Annotated in this window: 18 protein-coding genes; 4 read left to right on the top strand and 14 right to left on the bottom strand. The window is 60.4% G+C overall.

All coding sequences use genetic code 11. From position 1 onward, the window contains the following. Positions 1 to 112: 112 nt before the first annotated feature. Positions 113 to 2,719 (bottom strand): PAS domain S-box protein, encoded by a 2,607-nt coding sequence (locus GXX95_05840; GenBank protein NLT37662.1) that lies wholly within the window; start codon positions 2,717 to 2,719, stop codon positions 113 to 115. A 163-nt stretch (positions 2,720 to 2,882) separates the two neighbouring features. Then, positions 2,883 to 3,521: a DUF1638 domain-containing protein gene (locus tag GXX95_05835; GenBank protein ID NLT37661.1), complete on the bottom strand. Its 639-nt coding sequence runs from the start codon at positions 3,519 to 3,521 to the stop codon at positions 2,883 to 2,885. 110 nt (positions 3,522 to 3,631) lie between these two features. Here GXX95_05835 and GXX95_05830 point away from each other — a divergent pair, with 110 nt between their 5' ends. After that, positions 3,632 to 4,360, top strand: a complete 729-nt coding sequence (locus tag GXX95_05830; GenBank protein ID NLT37660.1) for a winged helix-turn-helix transcriptional regulator — start codon at positions 3,632 to 3,634, stop codon at positions 4,358 to 4,360. A 47-nt stretch (positions 4,361 to 4,407) separates the two neighbouring features. On the opposite strand, the gene GXX95_05825 is transcribed toward GXX95_05830, so the two are convergent. The 6 genes from GXX95_05825 to GXX95_05800 form a co-directional block, all read right to left on the bottom strand. Continuing rightward, positions 4,408 to 4,788, bottom strand: coding sequence for a YkgJ family cysteine cluster protein (locus GXX95_05825; protein NLT37659.1), 381 nt, complete (start codon positions 4,786 to 4,788; stop codon positions 4,408 to 4,410). 32 nt (positions 4,789 to 4,820) lie between these two features. Next, positions 4,821 to 6,812, bottom strand: coding sequence for a cadmium-translocating P-type ATPase (gene cadA / locus GXX95_05820; GenBank protein NLT37658.1), 1,992 nt, complete (start codon positions 6,810 to 6,812; stop codon positions 4,821 to 4,823). A gap of 49 nt (positions 6,813 to 6,861) precedes the next feature. After that, positions 6,862 to 8,109 carry an MFS transporter gene (locus tag GXX95_05815; GenBank protein NLT37657.1) on the bottom strand — a complete coding sequence of 416 codons (1,248 nt, stop codon included), beginning with the start codon at positions 8,107 to 8,109 and terminating at the stop codon, positions 6,862 to 6,864. 95 nt (positions 8,110 to 8,204) lie between these two features. After that, positions 8,205 to 8,870: a zinc ribbon domain-containing protein gene (locus tag GXX95_05810; protein ID NLT37656.1), complete on the bottom strand. Its 666-nt coding sequence runs from the start codon at positions 8,868 to 8,870 to the stop codon at positions 8,205 to 8,207. Then, on the bottom strand, positions 8,867 to 9,208 hold the full coding sequence (locus tag GXX95_05805) for a hypothetical protein (protein ID NLT37655.1): 342 nt from the start codon (positions 9,206 to 9,208) through the stop codon (positions 8,867 to 8,869). Before GXX95_05805 ends, GXX95_05810 begins: the two co-directional genes overlap by 4 nt. Before the next feature lie 59 nt (positions 9,209 to 9,267). Beyond that, complete coding sequence (locus tag GXX95_05800; protein ID NLT37654.1) at positions 9,268 to 10,557, bottom strand: hypothetical protein; 1,290 nt, start codon at positions 10,555 to 10,557, stop codon at positions 9,268 to 9,270. A 148-nt stretch (positions 10,558 to 10,705) separates the two neighbouring features. Here GXX95_05800 and GXX95_05795 point away from each other — a divergent pair, with 148 nt between their 5' ends. Beyond that, entirely contained in the window at positions 10,706 to 11,911 is a 1,206-nt protein-coding gene (locus GXX95_05795; protein NLT37653.1) for an isocitrate/isopropylmalate dehydrogenase family protein, read from the top strand. Between the two features lie 4 nt (positions 11,912 to 11,915). Continuing rightward, positions 11,916 to 12,254 carry an SdpI family protein gene (locus GXX95_05790; protein NLT37652.1) on the top strand — a complete coding sequence of 113 codons (339 nt, stop codon included), beginning with the start codon at positions 11,916 to 11,918 and terminating at the stop codon, positions 12,252 to 12,254. Positions 12,255 to 12,279: 25 nt separating this feature from the next. On the opposite strand, the gene GXX95_05785 is transcribed toward GXX95_05790, so the two are convergent. Further along, the gene (locus tag GXX95_05785; protein NLT37651.1) at positions 12,280 to 12,921 is read right to left on the bottom strand and encodes an isoprenylcysteine carboxylmethyltransferase family protein; all 642 of its coding nucleotides are present in this window, start codon (positions 12,919 to 12,921) and stop codon (positions 12,280 to 12,282) included. A gap of 177 nt (positions 12,922 to 13,098) precedes the next feature. Here GXX95_05785 and GXX95_05780 point away from each other — a divergent pair, with 177 nt between their 5' ends. Further along, on the top strand, positions 13,099 to 13,803 hold the full coding sequence (locus GXX95_05780) for a DUF1638 domain-containing protein (protein NLT37650.1): 705 nt from the start codon (positions 13,099 to 13,101) through the stop codon (positions 13,801 to 13,803). A 17-nt stretch (positions 13,804 to 13,820) separates the two neighbouring features. Here the strand turns inward: GXX95_05780 and phoU are convergent, their stop codons facing one another. From phoU to GXX95_05755, 5 genes are all read right to left on the bottom strand, one after another. Beyond that, on the bottom strand, positions 13,821 to 14,576 hold the full coding sequence (gene phoU, locus GXX95_05775) for a phosphate signaling complex protein PhoU (protein ID NLT37649.1): 756 nt from the start codon (positions 14,574 to 14,576) through the stop codon (positions 13,821 to 13,823). Next, the gene (locus GXX95_05770; GenBank protein NLT37648.1) at positions 14,577 to 15,341 is read right to left on the bottom strand and encodes a phosphate ABC transporter ATP-binding protein; all 765 of its coding nucleotides are present in this window, start codon (positions 15,339 to 15,341) and stop codon (positions 14,577 to 14,579) included. Next, positions 15,335 to 16,183 (bottom strand): phosphate ABC transporter permease PstA, encoded by an 849-nt coding sequence (gene pstA / locus GXX95_05765; GenBank protein ID NLT37647.1) that lies wholly within the window; start codon positions 16,181 to 16,183, stop codon positions 15,335 to 15,337. The genes GXX95_05770 and pstA overlap by 7 nt, the downstream gene beginning before the upstream one ends. Further along, positions 16,180 to 17,055: a phosphate ABC transporter permease subunit PstC gene (pstC, locus tag GXX95_05760; protein NLT37646.1), complete on the bottom strand. Its 876-nt coding sequence runs from the start codon at positions 17,053 to 17,055 to the stop codon at positions 16,180 to 16,182. The genes pstA and pstC overlap by 4 nt, the downstream gene beginning before the upstream one ends. Before the next feature lie 162 nt (positions 17,056 to 17,217). Next, positions 17,218 to 18,147 carry a PstS family phosphate ABC transporter substrate-binding protein gene (locus GXX95_05755; protein ID NLT37645.1) on the bottom strand — a complete coding sequence of 310 codons (930 nt, stop codon included), beginning with the start codon at positions 18,145 to 18,147 and terminating at the stop codon, positions 17,218 to 17,220. Positions 18,148 to 18,349 lie beyond the last annotated feature (202 nt).

Raw genomic sequence — 18,349 nt, 5'->3', positions numbered from 1 at the left:
TGGTCACGTTCTCCCCGGCCTCGGGTCTGCAGGTCGAGGAGGTCCTGGATGGCAGCGAGACCGGCCATGAGCATGTGTCGCTCTGAACATCTGGGTGCCTATGAGATGACGGTCAAGGGGTAATGTGACCGGCATCGCCGCCGGATAGCACAGCGTCCTTACCGTCCGTTGAGTGGGCGCAGCCCTGTCCGGCATTTGCCCTGGAGCCGACGAGCCCCTGCTTGATGGCATACGACAGCTCCTCCAGCTGGTACGGCTTGGGCAGTACGCCTACGAAGCCATAGTGCCGGAAGTCGGACATGACCGGATCGTTGGAGTATCCAGAGGAGACCAGGGCCCGGGCCTGGGGGTCGAGCTTCAACAGCAACGCGATCGCCTCCTTGCCTCCTAAGCCCCGGGGGTTGGTCAGGTCCATTATGACCAGATCGTACCTCTTGCCCGAATCGAGGGCCCGCTGGTACTCCTCCAACGCTTCGCTGCCATCGTGAGCCGTCCCCACCTCGTAGCCCAGCGCCCTGATCATCTCGCCCATGACGTCCAGTATGTACTCCTCATCGTCCATCACCAGGACCTTCCCTTCTCCACTGGCCATGGTTATATCGGGTCCAGGCGCCACCTTCGCCGCTCCCTGGGCCACTGGGAGGTAGATGCGGAATACGGTCCCCTTCCCCACTCTCGAGGTGACCTCGATATTGCCGTGGTGCCGGGTGATGGTGGCGTAGACCACCGACAGCCCTATGCCGAAGCCCTTGCTCTTGGTCGTGAAGTAAGGCTCGAAGATCTTCGGGAGCACGTCCTGGGGGATGCCTGTCCCGGTGTCCTTGATCTCGACCAGGATGTACTCACCGGGCGTCAGGCCGTGCGGGGCGCTCACCCCCTCGTGATGACTGGACACCGTGACGTCCACCTGACCGCCGTTGGGCATGGCATCCTTGGCGTTTATGAACAGGTTGGTGAACACCCTCCCCATCTGCCCCTGGTCCACCATGGCCAGCCACTCTCCCGGCGGTATGTGAATTTGACATTGGATGTTGCTGTTCAGGTAGGGATGGTTGGAGGTGACCCGCAGCAGCTCCGGAATGGACACGGGCTTGCATATGGGCGCGCCCCCCTTGGCCAGCGACAGCAGCTCCTGCGCTACCTCCTTGGCCTGGATGATGGTCATCTCCGCCTCCGTCAGCTCCCGGTGGTTCTCGGTGCCCGGCTGGCTGCGCATCTTGATCAGGGACACATATCCCAGCACGCTGGTCAAGAGGTTGTTGAAGTCGTGGGCTATGCCCCCCGCCAGTGTTCCGATGGCCTCCAGCTTCCCGATCCGCTCCTTTATTATCTCGGCCTGCCTCCGCTCGGTTATGTTCCGCCCGATGATGCACATCGCTCTCCTGCCCCCGTACCTGAAGGGGCTGGCCACGACCTCGATGTTCATGACATTGCCGTCTGGAAGGAGGGAAGTGGTCTCGAAGGAGAAGCGGCGGCCGTTCTTGACCTCGCTCTGAATGTCTCCCTTAAAAGAGTGATCGATCATGGATATGGACTGGATGTTCAGGGACGTGACCTCATCAGGAGGGATGCCGAAGTGGGTGCAGAAAGCTTGGTTCGCCTGGAGCAACGAGCCGTCCTCGATGTCCACCACCATGATGGTACCATCGAACTGGTCGAAGATGGCCCGGTAGCGCTCTTCGCTCTCCCTGAGCGCGTCCTGGGTGAGCTTGCTTTCGGTGACATCATGCATAATGATGACACGTCCCATCATGGTTCCCCCGTCCACGACCTCATCGACCTGAGAGTCGTAGTATCTTTTTCCGGAGGGCGACTCCAGCACCATGGTTCGACGGCCCTTGCTGCCGCCGTCCACAAGCTCGGACATGCCCTTCATGTCCTGGAAGAGGGACCGCGCTTCCTTGCCCAGGTCATTATCGCGGAGATCGAAGAGCTGGGAGGCCGCAGGGTTGAGGTCCACCACCTTGCCCTGACGGTCCAGGATGATGGTGGGGTCCGAGGAGATGTCGATGATGACGCTCCGGGCCACGGGCATTATCCTCAGCAGCTGGAACCGGAAGAGGGCGAAGGCCAGGGACAGGCCGGTCACGACGAACAAAATGGGCGTGATGTCCAAGCCCCGGGAGCTGCCGGAGATCACCAGGGCGTTGCCTACGAAGGGGATGGAGAATCCTATCATGACCAGGATGTCCCTCCACTGGTACACCCGCGTTGTCCTGAACAGATGCCACAGAAGGAGAAGAAGGGTGGAGATGACTATGATGTAGGAGTATATGGTATGGATCAGGAAACCTGGCCCATATTGAAGGGCCAGCGTCTGATATCCCATGACCTCGATGACCTCATAGCCGGTGATGAACCACGACGTCAGGCCGTTGGTGGCATTGACCGCTATGCTCAGAGCGGGCAAGGCGAGGAGAGCGGCCAGCCTGCCCCTGGTGACCTGTTCCTGCAGGCCCACGAGATATATTATGGTGACCAGGCAGCTGATCGGCACCACTGCGACTATGCCCAGGACCACCTGGAACAGCGCGAGCATGGTCCCGGGGTCGTCCACCACCCCGCTGAGAGCGAAGAGGAGGCACCAGGCGGCATTTAGGTACATCATCCAGGCGAATGGTCTCCTGGCCGCCACGGTCTGGAACCGGGCGGAGTACAGCCCCAGGGCTGTAAGGATAAGACCGGAGATCACCAGCAGGGCGAGCACAACGCTTATCATGATGTCACTGGCTCGACACCACTATATTTATAGAGCCGTTTATTAAATAATATATATTATTTTAAAGCTCACCTGTCAGGAAATCAATGGTAATAATGACACGAAGATTGCGGGACGATCGCAAAGCTCAGGAATGGCACGGTCGCCCGGCCGCAATTTTTGCTCAGAGGGCGTGTGCCCCTTCCCTCGCCAGAGCCTTCGTTCTCGCCAGCCCCTCTTCCAGCAGCCTTAGGGTCCCGCACCGGCATTCGTGTCGCAGGTGCAGGTCGGTCGCGAACTGCCTCGACATGTCTATCAGGGGCTCGATGCCCCCCAGGCCGTCATCTATGAACAGCACCCGTGAGTACCCGTCGAAGAGCTTACCCAGGTACCAGTCCATATCGATCCCCAGCTCCTCGTAGTTGGGCATCTGCTCCCTCATCTTCCGCTCGAACCACTCCTTGTTCATCTTGGCGAAGTAGGGGGTGTGGTACATGGTGCCGGCACAGACCTTGCGCTCCCTCTCGTACTCCTCCGGGGTGATCAGCACCCCGATGCAGTCGTCGCCCACCAGCTGGACAGTGGGAACCTTCATCTGGCTGGTGATGCCCTCGAGGGAGTTGCAGATGCCGTAGCCCAGGAGGACCGCGTCCACCTTGCCTTCCAGGGAGTTGACCTTATCCACCACCGTCCGCTTCAGGACCTGGGGGAACTCGTGCAGCCCGAACTCCATGTACTCCTTGTACGCAATGTCGGGATCGTCCTTGATCAATTTCTCAAGGCCTCGCTCGAAGGTCTCGCAGGCGATGATGCCGATCTTCATCCAATAACCTCTTTTACACCGCCCTCGCCTCTCGGCCGGGCTTGATCATACTAAGGTCTATGGTAATATTAAAGTATTTCTTAGTAATATAATTCTATTACTGAGATGCGATGAGGAACGAGGAGCTGAGGAAGCAGATCGAGGCCCTGCGCTTCGAGGTAAGGGCGATGGGCGATTCCTTCATGAGCCTGCGCCAGGACGATGTGCGGTCGGCGATGGTGAGGCAGATACGCCCTGTGCTGTTGGAGATGATGGACCGGGAGCTTGACGAGGATGAGTTCCTGGCCATGCCTCGCTCGGAGCTTGTCGTCCTCCGGAGAGACATCATTCGATGGCTGGAAGGTGCTCTGGAAGCGTTCGGTCGGGAGAACAGCACCGGGGGCATGGAGTACCTCCGGGTGCATCGGTCAAGGAAGGTGGTGGAGGACCTGGGCATCGATCGGGCGATCGACCTCATGGCTTCGTTGGAGGCCCAGCTCACCTCATATTTCAACACGTACACGACCGCGCTGCAGGTCGGTAACGCTGGTTCCGCGGAGATGACACCGGCGAGGGAAGCGACCCTTTCCCCTGCTTCCGCCGAGGCCGCCCTGGGGCCGCTGTCCAGCTCCATCCGCATAAGCATACTCCAGCGCCTGTCCGCCGAGGATGACGGCCTCGCCGCCTTGAGCAGGCACCTGAACATGAAGAAGGGGCATCTGCAGTTCCACCTCAAGGTGCTCGTTGATGCCGGTTACATCGACTATGATCGCAAGAGCCGCCTCTACTTCATCAGCGGCCGGGGGAGGGTGGCCCTGGATAGCATCTCGAGGATGCTGGAGGCGCTTGCGGACGCTTGAACCTGCCCATCGGGACGCTCCGGACGGGTCCGTTTTTCATCTCGCTTTCATCTTTTACGGCGCGCTGCCTCGCCATCGATGGTGGCGAGGAGCATGACCAGGCGTTTCCCCTTGAGCCTTAGCTCCTGCTCGGTCACGCTCCCACCCTGAGGGCACAGTCCGTCGATGAAGGCCTCCCCGTCCTGGTCCAGGTTCACCGGGTAGAGGGCGCAGCCCAGCGGCCGGGAGGCGTACTCGCGGCATCGCTTTTGCTCGGGATCGTAGAAGAAGCACCACGTGCCCTCGTTGCGGAGCCGGGGGATGTCATCCACACCGATATAGCTGAAGTCCTGGCGCTGGTATCCCCGACGCTCCAGACGTACGATGTCCGTTTCCGAGAGCTCCATCATGGTCTCGCGGCAGCACTTCTGGCAGTGGGTGCAGCGCATCGCACCCCCCAAGGCTCGGGCAGGTCTTAATCTTAATCGGAACGAAGGAGGCGTGCGTTGATCGCCACCACGATCGTGGAGAGGCTCATGAGCACCGCCCCCACTGCCGGGCTGAGGACGATGCCCTGAGATGCCAGAACCCCTGCGGCCAGGGGTATGGCCACGGCATTGTATCCGGTCGCATAGACGAGGTTCTGCACCATCTTGGAATATGTCCTCCGGGACAGGTCCAACATCCGGGACACGTCCCGCGGGTCGTTGCGGACCAGGATGATGTCCGCAGATCCTATCGCCACATCGGTACCGGCGCCGATGGCCACCCCCACGTCAGCCTGCACCAGGGCGGGGGCATCGTTGATCCCGTCCCCCACCATGGCCACGATGTGACCGTCCTGAAGCTCCTGGATGGCGGCGGCCTTCCCCGCTGGGGGCACAGAGGCGCGGTGATCGTCCATCCCCAGCTCCGCGGACACGGCCTTGGCGACCTCTGCACTGTCCCCTGTGAGCATGACCGTGCGTATGCCTCTCCGCCGCAGATCGGCCACGGCCTCCGCCGACTCGCTCCTGGTCCTGTCCCCCAGGGAGATCGCGGCCAGCGCCCGGTCCCCTCGGGCCAGGACGACGACGGTTCGGCCGTCACGTGAGAGCTTGACGATGTCGGGGATGTTCTTGGTCACCCCCAGCTCCCCCAGGGCCGAGGGGGAGAGCATCATGTGCTCGATCCCTCTCACCGTCGCCCGCGCCCCCTTCCCGGGGATGTTGCGATAGTCCTGCGCCTCTACCACCGTTAGACCGCGCTCCCGGGCGGCGGCCACAATGCCATGGGCGATGGGGTGCTCGGAGGGCGACTCCACCGCCGCGGCGATCATGAGCGCTTCGTTCTCATCGGTCCCTTCCGCCGGGGTCACCGCCACCACGCGGAAGTTGCCCTCGGTCAGGGTCCCGGTCTTGTCGAAGACGACGGTGTCCACGTTCCGGGCCCGCTCGAAGGCGTCCCTCTCCCTTATGATGAAACCGGAGCGTGCCGCCAGGACGGTGGAGATGGCCAGCACCAGGGGGATCGCCAGGCCCAGAGCGTGAGGGCAGCAGATGACCATGACCGTGACCGCCCGCTCCACTGCGTATCCGGAGCTCTGACCCAGCGCTAGCCAACCTCCCAGCGTCGCGGTGCTGCTGACGATGGCGATGATGGTCAGCACCAGGGCGGCCCGGTCCGCGAGGTCCTGGCTATGGGACCGGCTCTCCTGGGCCTTGCGCACCAGTTCGATGACCTGACTGAGATAGGTATCGCTTCCCGTATTCGTCACCACTATGGTGAGGGACCCATCGCCGTTGATGGAGCCACCGATGACCTCCTTGCCGGGGGACTTCAAGATAGGACGTGATTCTCCGGTGAGAAGGGACTCGTTGACATCGCTCTCTCCCTCGACCACCTTCCCATCGGTGGGGACCTTGGACCCGGGGCGGACCAGCACGAGATCGCCGGGCCTCAGGTCCGTTACGGGGACCTTCCTGGTCCCGTCCTTACCGACGAGGTCGGCCTCGGCCGGCAGCACCCGTGCCAGCTCCTCCAGGGCCGTGGATGCTCCCTGCACGGAGCGCATCTCCAGATAATGGCCCAGGAGCATGATGTCTATCAGGGTGGCCAGCTCCCAGAAGAAGGTCGAACCGCGGAGGGTCAGCACCGAGGCCGCACTGTAAATGTACGCCACGCTGATGGCCAGGGCCACCAGGGTCATCATGCCTGGTCGGCGCTTCCTCCCTTCCTCCACCATGCCCGACAGGAACGGCCATCCGCCGTAGAGGAAGACGACCGTGGACAAAAGGAGGAGCGTTAGTTCGGAATAGGGCAGGTCCAAGCGGAAAGAGAGGAGGTCCTGGACCTCCGGGGTGAGAAGGAGGATGGGCACTGTTAGGGCCATGCAGACGAGGAAGCGGGTAAGGAGACCGTGGCCCTTGTTGCCATGAACGCTGGGGACCGGTCCGGGCGCGGGACCGGGATGATGGGCGCCATGATGCTCCATGGTGTTACCATTCTAGCACATGGCACATCAAGCTGTTGACCTCGAGCGCTCAAGGGGCCGTCTCCAACGGCACCTCCTCCACCTCCCGGTCCTCCATGCGGGTGATGACCGGCATGAACGCCGAGCCGAAGGCTGTGATGAGCATTACTATCCCACCTCCTATGAACCAAACCTGTATCCCCACCGCGTCCGACAAGGGGCCGGCCAGCAGCAAGCCCATGGGGCTCATCGCAGTGACCCCCGCCCCCAGGATGGCCAGGACCCGGCCCTGCATGTCCGCGCGGACGCCCCTCTGCATGATGGCCACGATGGTGCCGTTTATGATGGGGAGGGCAAACCCGATGACCAGGCATCCAATGGTGGCGATGATGTATCCGTTCGGCGGCAGGACCCCTATGGTCAGCACCCCCACGCCGCACAGTCCGGTCGCGGCCATGCAGGTCACCACCTTCCTGGAAGAACCTCCCCAGACGCCCAGAACAAGGCCTCCGAGGACCATCCCCAGGCCGGCCATGGACTCCAGGGCTGCGTACTCGAGGACCCCGCCGCCGAAATGCTGGACGGTGAGAAGGGGGAGGAGGGCGAAGGCAGGATTGATGAGGAAGTTGATCAGCATGAAGATCATCATCAGCAGCAGCGCGCCCTTCCACGAGCATAGGTACCGCCATGCGTCCCTGAGCTCGGAGGAGATGGTGGACCTCGTCTCCATTGGGGCCTTCCTCACCTCGGGGATGTACACTGCCAAGAGGGTGACGATGGCTATCAGGGCGGTGATCATGTCCACCGAGAGGACGAGGTACATGGGCAGGGCGGCTATGAGGACCGCTCCCAGGGGGGGCGCGGCGATGGAGGCTATGCCCCTCACCGACTCGTTCAGACCGTTGACGCGGGCCAGGTGGCGCTGGGGGACCATGAGCGAGGTGGAGGCTTGCATGGCGGGCCAGTGGAACCCTGAAAGTATGGAGCGCAGCAGCAGGACCACCATTATGTGGACCACGTCCACGATCCCCAGGGCGAACAACATCATCAGCGCCAGGGTCAGGAGCGCGGTCAGCCCGTCGGCGACGATCATCACCCGACGGCGCTTCCAGCGGTCCACCAGTGCTCCGGCGAAGGGCGTGATGAAAACCTGAGGGGCTATACCCATCACTAAGGCCAAGGTCAAGATCGTGGCCGAGCCTGTCTCCACTGTCAGCCACCAGATCAGGGCGAACTGCACCAACTGGCTTCCCAACAGCGAGAAGGCCTGGCCCGTCCAGACGGTGAAGAACCGCCTGACCCATATGTCCTTCTCCACTATCCTTCCCCCTTCTTCCCCTTATCCTGTTGCCAGGACTAAAAAATGTTTTAAGGTGTGCGCGGCCGTTCCTCCGGCCGTCGCCCCACCCGTCCTTAGATCTTGCCACCACATTCCGAGCAGAAGCGCGCCGCGGGCGGGTTCTGAGCCCCGCACTGAGGGCATTTCGGCATCCCCATGGGAGCGCCGCAGTTGTTGCAGAACTTGCCCTGCCCGGCAGGCTTGCCGCACTTGGGGCAGATAGCCTGGCGCTGGTCGATCTCTCCCGTGAACACCTCGGTCTTATCGGCCTTTTCCTGGATGTCCCTCTTCATCTTGTCCGCGCGGGCCGCCGCCACCTCCACCGATTCCAGCGGGGCATCGTCCACGCACATGGAGGCCTCAGGGTTCCAATCGTTGTCGCAGACCCACTTCTGGCAGCGGGGGCAGCGGTGGAAGTGGCCTCGAGCCTCGTTCTGTGCCAGCTCGAAGGCCTGCTCGTGCTCCTGGTGCCAGGCAGGCGACATTCCGGAGTACTTCTGCGACATGATGTCGCTTCCCACGTCCCCGGCGTGCCCCAGTCCATACTTCCCGGTGATGCTGCCAGCGGCGCTGGCCACCTTACCGATGCTGTCAAAGAACCCTTTCTTCTTGTAGGTCTTGGAAGGTATGAACTGGGTCTTGTACCCCTCGCGGCACTTATCGCAGTAGAAGGTGAACGTGAACCCGGCCTCAGTGCTATCGTCAGAATAGTTGTCGTTGAACGCTATCATCTTGCTCATTTCTTAGCCCCCGAGATTGGTTTTTTGCACTTGGTGCAGATGGGACCGAGGGGTGGCTGCTCGAAGCCGCACTTCTTCTGCTGGCACTTCACCATTAGCCTGGCTTGGCAGTTCTGGCAGTGATCGCCGAAGAACGTCGGTTTCATGCAATACGGGCATACTACGGTCAGGGACTGCCCGCAGGCGGAACACGTTTTCCATCCCTCCTTTATGGGGGAACGGCACTTCGGACATCTCAGCTCGTCCACCGGATTGTGCTTTCCGCAGATGGGACAATCATTGGAGTCTGGCGGCACCAGCTCTCCGCAGTACCGGCACGGTTTCATGTATCCAGGCATTCTACCCCTTGGCTGGGAAATATATCAGACAATTATAAATTGTTGCCATCCCTGCAGTCCTAATCCCCCTCCTCGGGCAGCTCTTGGGTGGAGGTCCAGCGCTCATCACCCTTGGCCTTGGAGTTGAAGGCCAACAGCTCATTGACCTTGGCCGTCCACTCCTCCGGGGAGGTATGGGCCACACGCCCGATGAACAGGTAGCGCAGATCGCGCAGCGAGGGCATGAGGGCGATGGAGTACCGGTACTTAGAGTACTGCGGGGCCTGGAGCTTATCGTCGGCTAGATATATGGGCTGACGTCGGAAGTTGATGTCCCGGAGACCATTTGTCAGAGTGTCCATGCCTCTGTCCGCCGCCTCCCTCTGCTCATCCTTGTCCAGGATCTCGTAGCCGGAACGGGAGGTCACCCGGAAGAAGTAGGTCGCACGCCCGCCGCCAGGACCGGATGTGGCCTCCATGGCCACGGCATTCCCGTCCCTGCCCAGGATGGGGATCATGAACCACATGTAGTCCTCCTCCTGCGTGGGCACCAGGCTGCGCTTGATGCCGATGCGCAGAAGGTCCTTCTCGCCTCGAGACACCAGGTGATCGTACTCCGCCCCCATGCCCTGGGCCCGCAGGCGGGCCTCCAGGGCCTTGAACAGGTCGGGGGAGACGTCCTCGAGGTCCTGTCTTCGGGCCGCCCGGCCCTCCTTCAACAGGCGAGAGGCGGCCGTCACCTGCTCTCCCGTGGCCGCCGGATAGAGGTCCTTTATGACCCCTTGGACGTTGGCCTCCAGCTCTGACATGGCGTCCGATATGCCCTTCCACAGGGGGTCCAGCTCTCGGCCCAGCATGACCATGGACAGACGCTCGCCGCTCTCCAGCTCCATCTTCAGGGCGTGGTTGGCGGCCTCGATGCCCACGACATCACTGTACCTGATCCTCATCAGCGATGCACGCAGGGGCAGCAGGATGAGAGCAGTGTCGTACAGGCGCACCTCGCAGGGTCCCTCGGCACCGCGGAAGGCCGGCTTCAGCTCTCCCCTGACCCCCTGCTTGCGCAGCTTCTCGCCCATCAGCAGATCGCTCATGATCATGGCGTTCCGGGAGGCATGCAGTTCCCTTAAAACGTCATCATGTCCGCGTCCCAGACCGGATATCCTCAGGCGGCTGCCATCGAAGTACAGGATATCCAGCAAGTAGTTGACGCTGGTCACGGCGACTATGTCTCGCAACGGCAGGGACCTTGTTCCGCCGCCCCGGGGACGGACCTCCAGAGCTTCGGGGCCGAGGACCACCTTGGCCTCGCCCTGAGCTGTCACTGTTCCTTTGGGATCTGTGAACGATATGTTGCCTGCCGCTTCCATGGTCGGTCATTGCCCTGTTCCGCTTTTATCATTTGTCGGCTGATGATGCTCCCTCTGCCGTGGAAGACTTTTCATACCTCAGCCAGCAGGTCTCCGGCCTCAGGGAATCAATCAAATACGAGTTACCTGATTACGACCGGGAATGACCATGGTCGATGCTAAAGCGATCGAGAATGCCAAGGAGCACTTCGGCAAGATCCTCGAAGAACAGCTGAAGAGGGTCGAGGCCATGAGGTCCGGACAGGACTGGACCGATTACACCAACCTGCAGAGGGTCAAGATCGGCATCTGTGGAGGGGACGGCATAGGGCCGTACATATCCCGATCTGCCCAGAAGGTCCTAGAAGTGATGCTCCAGGACGAGATAGGTAGCGGCAAGGTGGAGATCAGGGTCATCGAGGGCCTTACCATAGAGAACCGCGTGAAGGTGATGAAGGCCATTCCCGATGAGGTCCTGGCCGAGATCAAGGAATGCCATGTGGTGCTTAAGGGCCCCACCACCACTCCCAAGAAGGGGGATCCCTGGCCGAACATCGAGAGCGCCAATGTGGCCATGAGGCGCGAGCTGGACCTGTTCGCCAACGTCAGGCCGGTGAAGGTCCCGGAGCTGGGAGTGGACTGGATGTTCTTTAGGGAGAACACCGAGGGGAGCTACGTGCTGGGAAGCAAGGGGGTCAATGTCACCGAGGACCTGGCCATCGATTTCTGCGTGGCCACCTCCCAGGGCTCGGACCGAATCATCAGGCTGGCCTTTGACTATGCGGCCAAGAACGGTATCGACAAGGTCAGTGTGGTCACCAAGGCCAACGTCATCAAGACCACGGACGGTAAGTTCCTCAACACCGCCGTTGAAGTGGCCAAGGACTACCCGGGGGTCAAGTGGGACGACTGGTTCATAGATATCATGACCGCGAAGCTCATTGATCCCTACCGCCGCAGCGACTTCAAGGTGATCGTCCTGCCCAACCTCTACGGCGACATACTCACGGACGAGGCCGCCCAGATACAGGGAGGCGTGGGCACTGCGGGCAGCGCTAACATAGGGAAGCGGTACGCCATGTTCGAGGCCATCCACGGCTCCGCCCCCCGAATGGTGGATGAGGGCAGGGCGCAGTATGCCGATCCATCCTCCATGATCAAGGCCACGGCCATGCTTCTCAATCACATAGGCTTCGTGGACAAGGCCAGAAGGTTGGAGATGGCCCTGGAGGTCTGCATCCAGTACGAGAAGAGGAAGGTCATGACGGGGCGTTCCAACGGTGCTACGGGAGACGAGTTCGCGCAGTACGTTCTGGACACCGTCAACGATCCCGACCTGGAGAGCAAGTGGAAGGGGTACCAGCGGAGCAGTTGATATCGTGGGATGGACCTCCCTGCTGCTGGGACTGTCCAGCCTCATAGTAGGCCTGGTGGTGGTCCTGATATCGATCCCCATGGCGAGAGGTAAGGTAGCTATGAACCACACCTACGGCGTCCGGCTGGCCAAGTCCTTCGAGAGCGAGGAGAACTGGGACCGGTTGAACCGCTACGGCGGGCGCCAGCTCATATTCGGGGGCATCGCCCTCATGCTCCTCGGCATCATTTTCTTCTTCCTGGACATGGACAGCAATCCGGATTACGTCATCCTGTTGGGATTGACCCCGCTCCTGCTCCTCATCCCCGCCCTGAGGATAGCATCATACGCGAAGAAGATGTGAGCCTGCCCGCCTCCCTGCTCGAGGATCAGCGGGAGCGGCGGGGGAGGAACCTCCCCGTGCACGCTCTGTACCTCTCGTACTCAGTACCGAAGGCTAGGGGAGAGCTCAGCATCTCCTCCTCGATGTAGGTCCGGCGGAGAGCGATCATAGATGCGATGATGGTCAGGAGAAGGCAGGGGATGCTGAGGAATGTAAGAGCCATGCCGAGCCCCACGATGATGTTGCCAGCGTACACGGGGTGGCGGACCCATCGGAACGGTCCCCGGGTCACCAGCTGCTGCTCCCGGGACACCAGGACCTGAGGGCGCATGGCCCTTCCCATGACCTGGGTCGACCACAGTATGATCATGCCGCTCGATGCCCATAGCACCACCCCCAGCCCCTGCACGAGGCCGGGAACTATCACCGGTAGCTTGGGGGTGAGGTAGAACAGGTCGGGTAGGAGAAGCACACCCAGGCTCCACAGATGGAGCGTCGCGACCACTGCGGGCCATGTCCAGCGCATGACCGGTCCCGGACTCCTGCTGGTAAGAACGTTATCTTCCCGCCGGAGGAAGCCGCTCCATATCGACAGCAACAAGGCCCCCACCATTGTACCCACCAGCATCACCAACGCGATGGCCTGTGCCGTCCCCTCGCTCCACACTCTAGGGTGTAACTCGAACAAGTTGATGAGGAAATGGCCTAACTGGTCCGGGTGACCCTGACACAAGTGCACACGCAAGACGCCCCTGGAGGATGCTTCTGGTACGGCCCATGGAGGTCCAGGTCCCAGTGTGGGCACGCTAAAGGCAAAATACTCCAATGACCTTGTTTTACACGCTTCGTTCCTGAGAGGCTTGGGATGATGAGGATAGGAATACTGGGCTGTGATGCGATCCGACATGAACTGGACATCGTCACCGCCGGCGATCCCGACGTGGTGTACAGAGAGTACCTGGAGTTCGGTCTTCACCTCCATCCGGTGGAACTGAGGAAGGTGATCCTGGAGAGGATCGAGGCCCTACCTGCCGAGGTGGACGTCCTGTTCCTGGGCTATGGACACTGCCAGGCGCTCCAAGGCCTGCCGTCCCAGGTCAAGGTCCCCGTCATCATGCTGGAGCATGAGGACTGCATCGCCACCCTCATGAGCACGGAGAGGTACCACCGCGAGAAGAACAACGGGGGCATCACCTGGTTCTACCCTGCGGGTTGGGCCGAAAAAGGGATGCCGGGATTGGTCCATTTGTTCCACCTGGACTGCCTGGAGCATGAGGGATATGAGCCCGAGTTCTTCCTCAGGATGATGCTGGATGGTTTCTCCCGCATCCTTTTCATCGATACCGGCATCGAATGCGTGGAGCAGTGCAGGAACAACTCTGAGCGGCTTGCGGTCGACCTTGGGCTGAGGCATGAGTCGACCTCCGGGTCGCTTCAGCTCATCAGGGAGGCCTGGGAACTGGTGAAGGCCAGAGGGCTGGAGATAGACAGGTCCAGGAAAGTCAGCTCAGACGATGGTCGACCGGAGACAAGGACCGGTCCCCTGTCCGATCAAGATCCTCCCACGTGAGCCTGCCATTGGCCCGCTCATTTCTCCGAGAGGTGCGTGGAGTAGTACCCCTCGGTGGGCACGAGGTCATGGTCATCGGACCTCCGGACCGGTCTGGTCTCTCCATGGTGCTTCTTGGCGTAAGGGTCCATCCTCTCTCCCGTGACCATGAACACTACTCTGTCACCGATATTGCAGGAGTGGTCGGCGATCCTCTCCAAGTACCTGGCCACCAGGATGTAGTGGATGCCCACCCCTATGTTGCGGGGGTCCTCCATCATATGGGTGAGGCTCTCCCGGAAAATGGAGTCCCACAGGCTGTCGATCTCGTCATCCCTGATGAACAGCCCCCTGGCCATGCCATCGTCCCGGTTCACGAAGGAGCCGATGGCGTCGTTGACCATGCCCATCACCAGCTCTGCCATCAGGGGGACGGCCACCAGCTTCTTCATCCTCTTCCCCCCCTCTCCGTTTCCGGCGAGCTCGGAGATGTCCTGGCCATAGCGGCCGATGCGGTTCAGATCGGTGATGATCTTCAGGCTGGTGGTGACCATCCTGAGGTCCCCGGCCACCGGCTGGTGCAGGGCGACTATCTCCACGCAGTGCTTCTCGATGGCCTGCTCGGTGAGGTAGATCTGATGGTCCAGCTCCTCGACCTTACTGCGGAGGTCCGCATCGTTCTCCAGGAAGGCCTGGACGCCCTTTTTGATCATCTCTCTGGCCAGGTCCCCCATGCGGATGATCTCCTGGTTCAGCGACCTCATCTCCTCATTGAACAGCATCCTGGTGGTCATTCAACCCATCCTCCCTGTAATGTATTGCTCGGTCAAGTCCTTTTCCGGCTTCTCGAACAGGTCCCTGGTACTCCCGTACTCGATGAGCTCGCCCAGATAGAAGAACGCTGTACAGTCGGCCACACGAGCGGCCTGCTGCATGTTGTGAGTGACTATGACCACGGTGTAGTCCTTCTTAAGGTCGATCAGTAGGTCCTCGATCTTGGCCGTGGCGATGGGGTCCAGTGCCGAGCACGGCTCATCGAAGAGTATGATCTCAGGCTCTATAGCCAATGTCCGGGCTATGCACAGCCTCTGCTGCTGCCCCCCAGAGAGATCGTAGGCGCTCTTGTTCAGCCTGTCCTTGACCTCCTCCCATAACGCCGCCCTCCTCAGGGACCTCTCCACGATCCGGTTCAGGTCCTCCTTTCTCCTGGTCCCGTGGATCCGGGGGGCGTAGGCGATATTCTCGAAGATGGTCTTGGGGAAGGGGTTGGGCTTCTGGAACACCATCCCTATCTTCTTCCGGATATCGGTGACATCGACCCTGGGGTCGTAGATATTGGTCCCATCCACATGCACGTCCCCGGTCACCCTGGCCGAGGGTATGAGGTCGTTCATGCGGTTGATGCAGCGGATGAACGTGCTCTTCCCGCAGCCTGAAGGGCCGATGATGGCCGTTATCTTGTTCTTCCCTATCTTCATACTTACGTCCTTCAGGGCATGAGCCTTGTCGAAGTGGACGTTGAGCTGATTTACTGTGATGTCTGTCACCTTGATCACCATCTGTATTTCTTACGGTATTTGTTGCGAAGCATGATCGCCACGAGGTTCATTCCCACGACCAGCATGAGCAGCACCAGAGCAGAGCCGAAGAGGTTCGGGCCTGTGAGCGCGATCCTGGTCTGGGTGGCCAGCGCGTAAATGTGATATGGCAGTGCTTGGAAGGCGGAGAACAGCGAGTCCGGCAGGTTAGGCATGTAGAACGCTGCACCCACCAGTATGATCGGCGCGGTCTCACCCGCCGCCCGAGAGAGGGACAGTATTACCCCTGTCAGGATGCCGGGCATGGCGTACGGCAGGATGTGGTGCCTGACCGTCTGCCACTTGGTGGCTCCCAGCGCCATCGACGCCTCCCTCAGCGAGGGAGGGATGGCGATAAGGGCCTCTCTGGTGGAAGCTATGATGATCGGCAGCACCAGTATGCTAAGCGTCAGACCGGCAGCGATGAGGCTCGCCCCCATGTCCAGCAGGAGCACGAAGAGACCCAGGCCAAGCAGGCCATACACTACCGAAGGCACCCCTGCAAGGTTGTGCACCACTACCCTCCACACCCCCTTCATGAACCTGTTCTTCTGGTACTCCACCAGATACACGGCTGAGAGGATGCCGATGGGGATGGAGATTATCAGCACCAGCACCATCAGGTAGATCGTACCCAGGATCTGGGGGAATATGCCTCCCTGGCTCATGCCCACCCGCGGGGCCTGGGTGAGGAACTCCCAGCTGATGGCGCCGATCCCGTAGAAGACCAGGTAGCCTATCAGGACCGCGATGGCCGCCACCACCATCCACCCGCTTATCCGGAACAGCCCGAAGTAGATGTTCTGCTTCAGCTTGCGGTTCATCGGTACGCCTCCGAGTAGCGGGCGGCGATGAGGTCCGCTATAAAGTTGATCACTAGGGTGAACAGGAACAGGATCATGCCGATGGCGAAGAGCACGTGGTAATGCAAGGAACCTCCCGCGACCTCGCCCACATCAATGGCGATGGCCGAGGTCATCGCCTGCACAGAGTCCAGGATGTTGGCTGTGATCTGCGGAGAGTTGCCGGTGCACATGAGCACCACCATGGTCTCCCCTACAGCCCTGCCTATGGAAAGGATTATGGCGGCCACGATCCCGGACAGGGCTGCGGGCAGGACGATGGCCCTCATGGTCTCCCAGCGGTTCGCTCCCAGGGCGTAGGACGCTTCCCGCAGGCTTCTGGGCACGGCGTTGATGGCATCCTCGGAGAGGCTCACCATGATGGGGATCATCATGATGGCCAGCATGATGGCGCCGTTGAGGGCGTTGGTGCCGCTGCCCACGCCGAATATGTCCCTTATGTAGGGGCTGAGGATGAGCAGACCGAACAATCCGTAGACCACGGAGGGTATGCCGGCGAGGACCTCGATCGCCGGCTTGAGGATGCCGCGCACCCGGGGGTGGGCGATCTCCGATATGTATATCGTGGTCCCGATCCCGATGGGGATGGCGATGAGAGAGGCCGCCAGGCTCACCAGCAGCGTCCCCAGGACCAGAGGCACGATGCCGTATATGTCCGAGCTGGGACGCCAGATCTCGCCGGTCAAAAAGTTCCAGAGGTCGGTCACCTCATTGTTGCCAAAGTTGATGAACGAAGGAAGAGCGTTGGAGACTAGAGTATAGAATACCAGGATCAGCACGAAGAAGGATATCCCGGCAATGATAAGGAGAGTGAAATGAGTGATAAGGTCCATCTTGACCGAACGTGGCTTGTTGAGGAGGCCCCTAAGGGCTGAGGTCATCCCCCTAAGGCCGCCGTTCCTACTCTTGACAGGTTGGTTCTGCAAATTATTCACCTAACTAAGGAATGAATGTAAAGAAAGCCCCTTGGACACTAGGTCCAAGGGTATTGGGCATCAGCCCAGTTTGGAGATCATCTCCTGCTGCACATCGTTGGGGAGAGGGTAGAAGCCTGCATCGGTAACGATCTTCTGACCTCCCTCGGTCGATAGGACATACGCCATCCAGTCCTTCACGGCGCCCGTGGGGACCCCGTTGGTGTACAGGAACAGGTACCTGGCCAGGGAATAGCTCTGGTTCAGGACGGCGCTCTCGTCCAGCGCGTTATAGGCGGTCGAGGTGTCGTTCTTCTGGATGCTCAGGACGTCCACGGAGCTCCCGCCCTGCTTGGCGTACCCAACACCCACGTAGCCGATGGCCCCGGGGTCCTGCTCCACCTGGGACAGGATCTGCTGATTTCCGGTCTGCTGCTTCATGGCTGCAGAGTACTCAGAAGCTCCCGTCTTACCCTTCTTGAGGACGACCTCTTCGAAGAACTGATAGGTGCCTGAGGTCGGCTGGCGGCCGTACAGGACTATGGTCAGGTCGGGACCGCCCACCTGGTTCCAGTTGGTGTACGTTCCATTGTATATGCTGGCCAGCTGGTCCAGGGTCAGGGTGGTCACGGTGTTCTCGCTATTAGTGATGATGGCTATGCCGTCAATGGCCACCTTGAACTCTAATGCGTTCACACCTTGGGCAATGGCGTTCTGCGCCTCGGCAGCGGTCATAGCCCTGGAGGCCTGCGCCACATCGGTCTCGTTCTGTATCAGCTTGGTGATGCCGACCCCGCTCCCGCCTCCGGTGATGGAAACGGAGGCTGTGGTGCTGTCAGCGTTGAAGTCCTCAGCGCACATCTGCATCAGCTCCAACATGGTGTCCGAGCCTATCTCGGTAACAGGGGTCTTTTTCTGGGCGTTGTTGTTCGAGCCGAGGCCGACGGCAAGCCCAGCGATGACGACGACCGCTATCACGGCGATCGCTGCATACATGATCTTCTTATCCATTTTTTTCCCTCAATGAGACAAGCTGGGTTGCCAAGTTCAGGCATCACCATCCGGGTGATGGCTTTCGACTGGCTGCCCATGTTCATCCATTTCCTCGCTTGAACTCACAATCGCCGATTCACATAACCAAAGTATAATCCTATGCAAAATAGAATATAGTTGTATATGTTTGTGAATGTATGACAATATACTATACATATTG

Origin of the sequence: Methanomassiliicoccus sp. (genome assembly GCA_012719175.1) — an archaeon.
Classification (GTDB): Archaea; Thermoplasmatota; Thermoplasmata; order Methanomassiliicoccales; family Methanomassiliicoccaceae; genus UBA6.
The sequence above is the reverse complement of the archived record's forward strand: the minus strand, read 5'-3'. Positions and strand labels throughout refer to the sequence as shown.

Coding starts and splice junctions, on each gene's coding strand:
- GXX95_05840 (NLT37662.1), bottom strand. CDS start 2,719: ATGATAAGCGTTGTGCTCGCCCTGCTGGTGATCTCCGGTCTTATCCTT.
- GXX95_05835 (NLT37661.1), bottom strand. CDS start 3,521: ATGAAGATCGGCATCATCGCCTGCGAGACCTTCGAGCGAGGCCTTGAG.
- GXX95_05830 (NLT37660.1), top strand. CDS start 3,632: ATGAGGAACGAGGAGCTGAGGAAGCAGATCGAGGCCCTGCGCTTCGAG.
- GXX95_05825 (NLT37659.1), bottom strand. CDS start 4,788: ATGCGCTGCACCCACTGCCAGAAGTGCTGCCGCGAGACCATGATGGAG.
- cadA (NLT37658.1), bottom strand. CDS start 6,812: ATGGAGCATCATGGCGCCCATCATCCCGGTCCCGCGCCCGGACCGGTC.
- GXX95_05810 (NLT37656.1), bottom strand. CDS start 8,870: ATGAGCAAGATGATAGCGTTCAACGACAACTATTCTGACGATAGCACT.
- GXX95_05805 (NLT37655.1), bottom strand. CDS start 9,208: ATGCCTGGATACATGAAACCGTGCCGGTACTGCGGAGAGCTGGTGCCG.
- GXX95_05800 (NLT37654.1), bottom strand. CDS start 10,557: ATGGAAGCGGCAGGCAACATATCGTTCACAGATCCCAAAGGAACAGTG.
- GXX95_05795 (NLT37653.1), top strand. CDS start 10,706: ATGGTCGATGCTAAAGCGATCGAGAATGCCAAGGAGCACTTCGGCAAG.
- GXX95_05780 (NLT37650.1), top strand. CDS start 13,099: ATGATGAGGATAGGAATACTGGGCTGTGATGCGATCCGACATGAACTG.
- phoU (NLT37649.1), bottom strand. CDS start 14,576: ATGACCACCAGGATGCTGTTCAATGAGGAGATGAGGTCGCTGAACCAG.
- GXX95_05770 (NLT37648.1), bottom strand. CDS start 15,341: ATGGTGATCAAGGTGACAGACATCACAGTAAATCAGCTCAACGTCCAC.
- pstA (NLT37647.1), bottom strand. CDS start 16,183: ATGAACCGCAAGCTGAAGCAGAACATCTACTTCGGGCTGTTCCGGATA.
- pstC (NLT37646.1), bottom strand. CDS start 17,055: ATGGACCTTATCACTCATTTCACTCTCCTTATCATTGCCGGGATATCC.
- GXX95_05755 (NLT37645.1), bottom strand. CDS start 18,147: ATGGATAAGAAGATCATGTATGCAGCGATCGCCGTGATAGCGGTCGTC.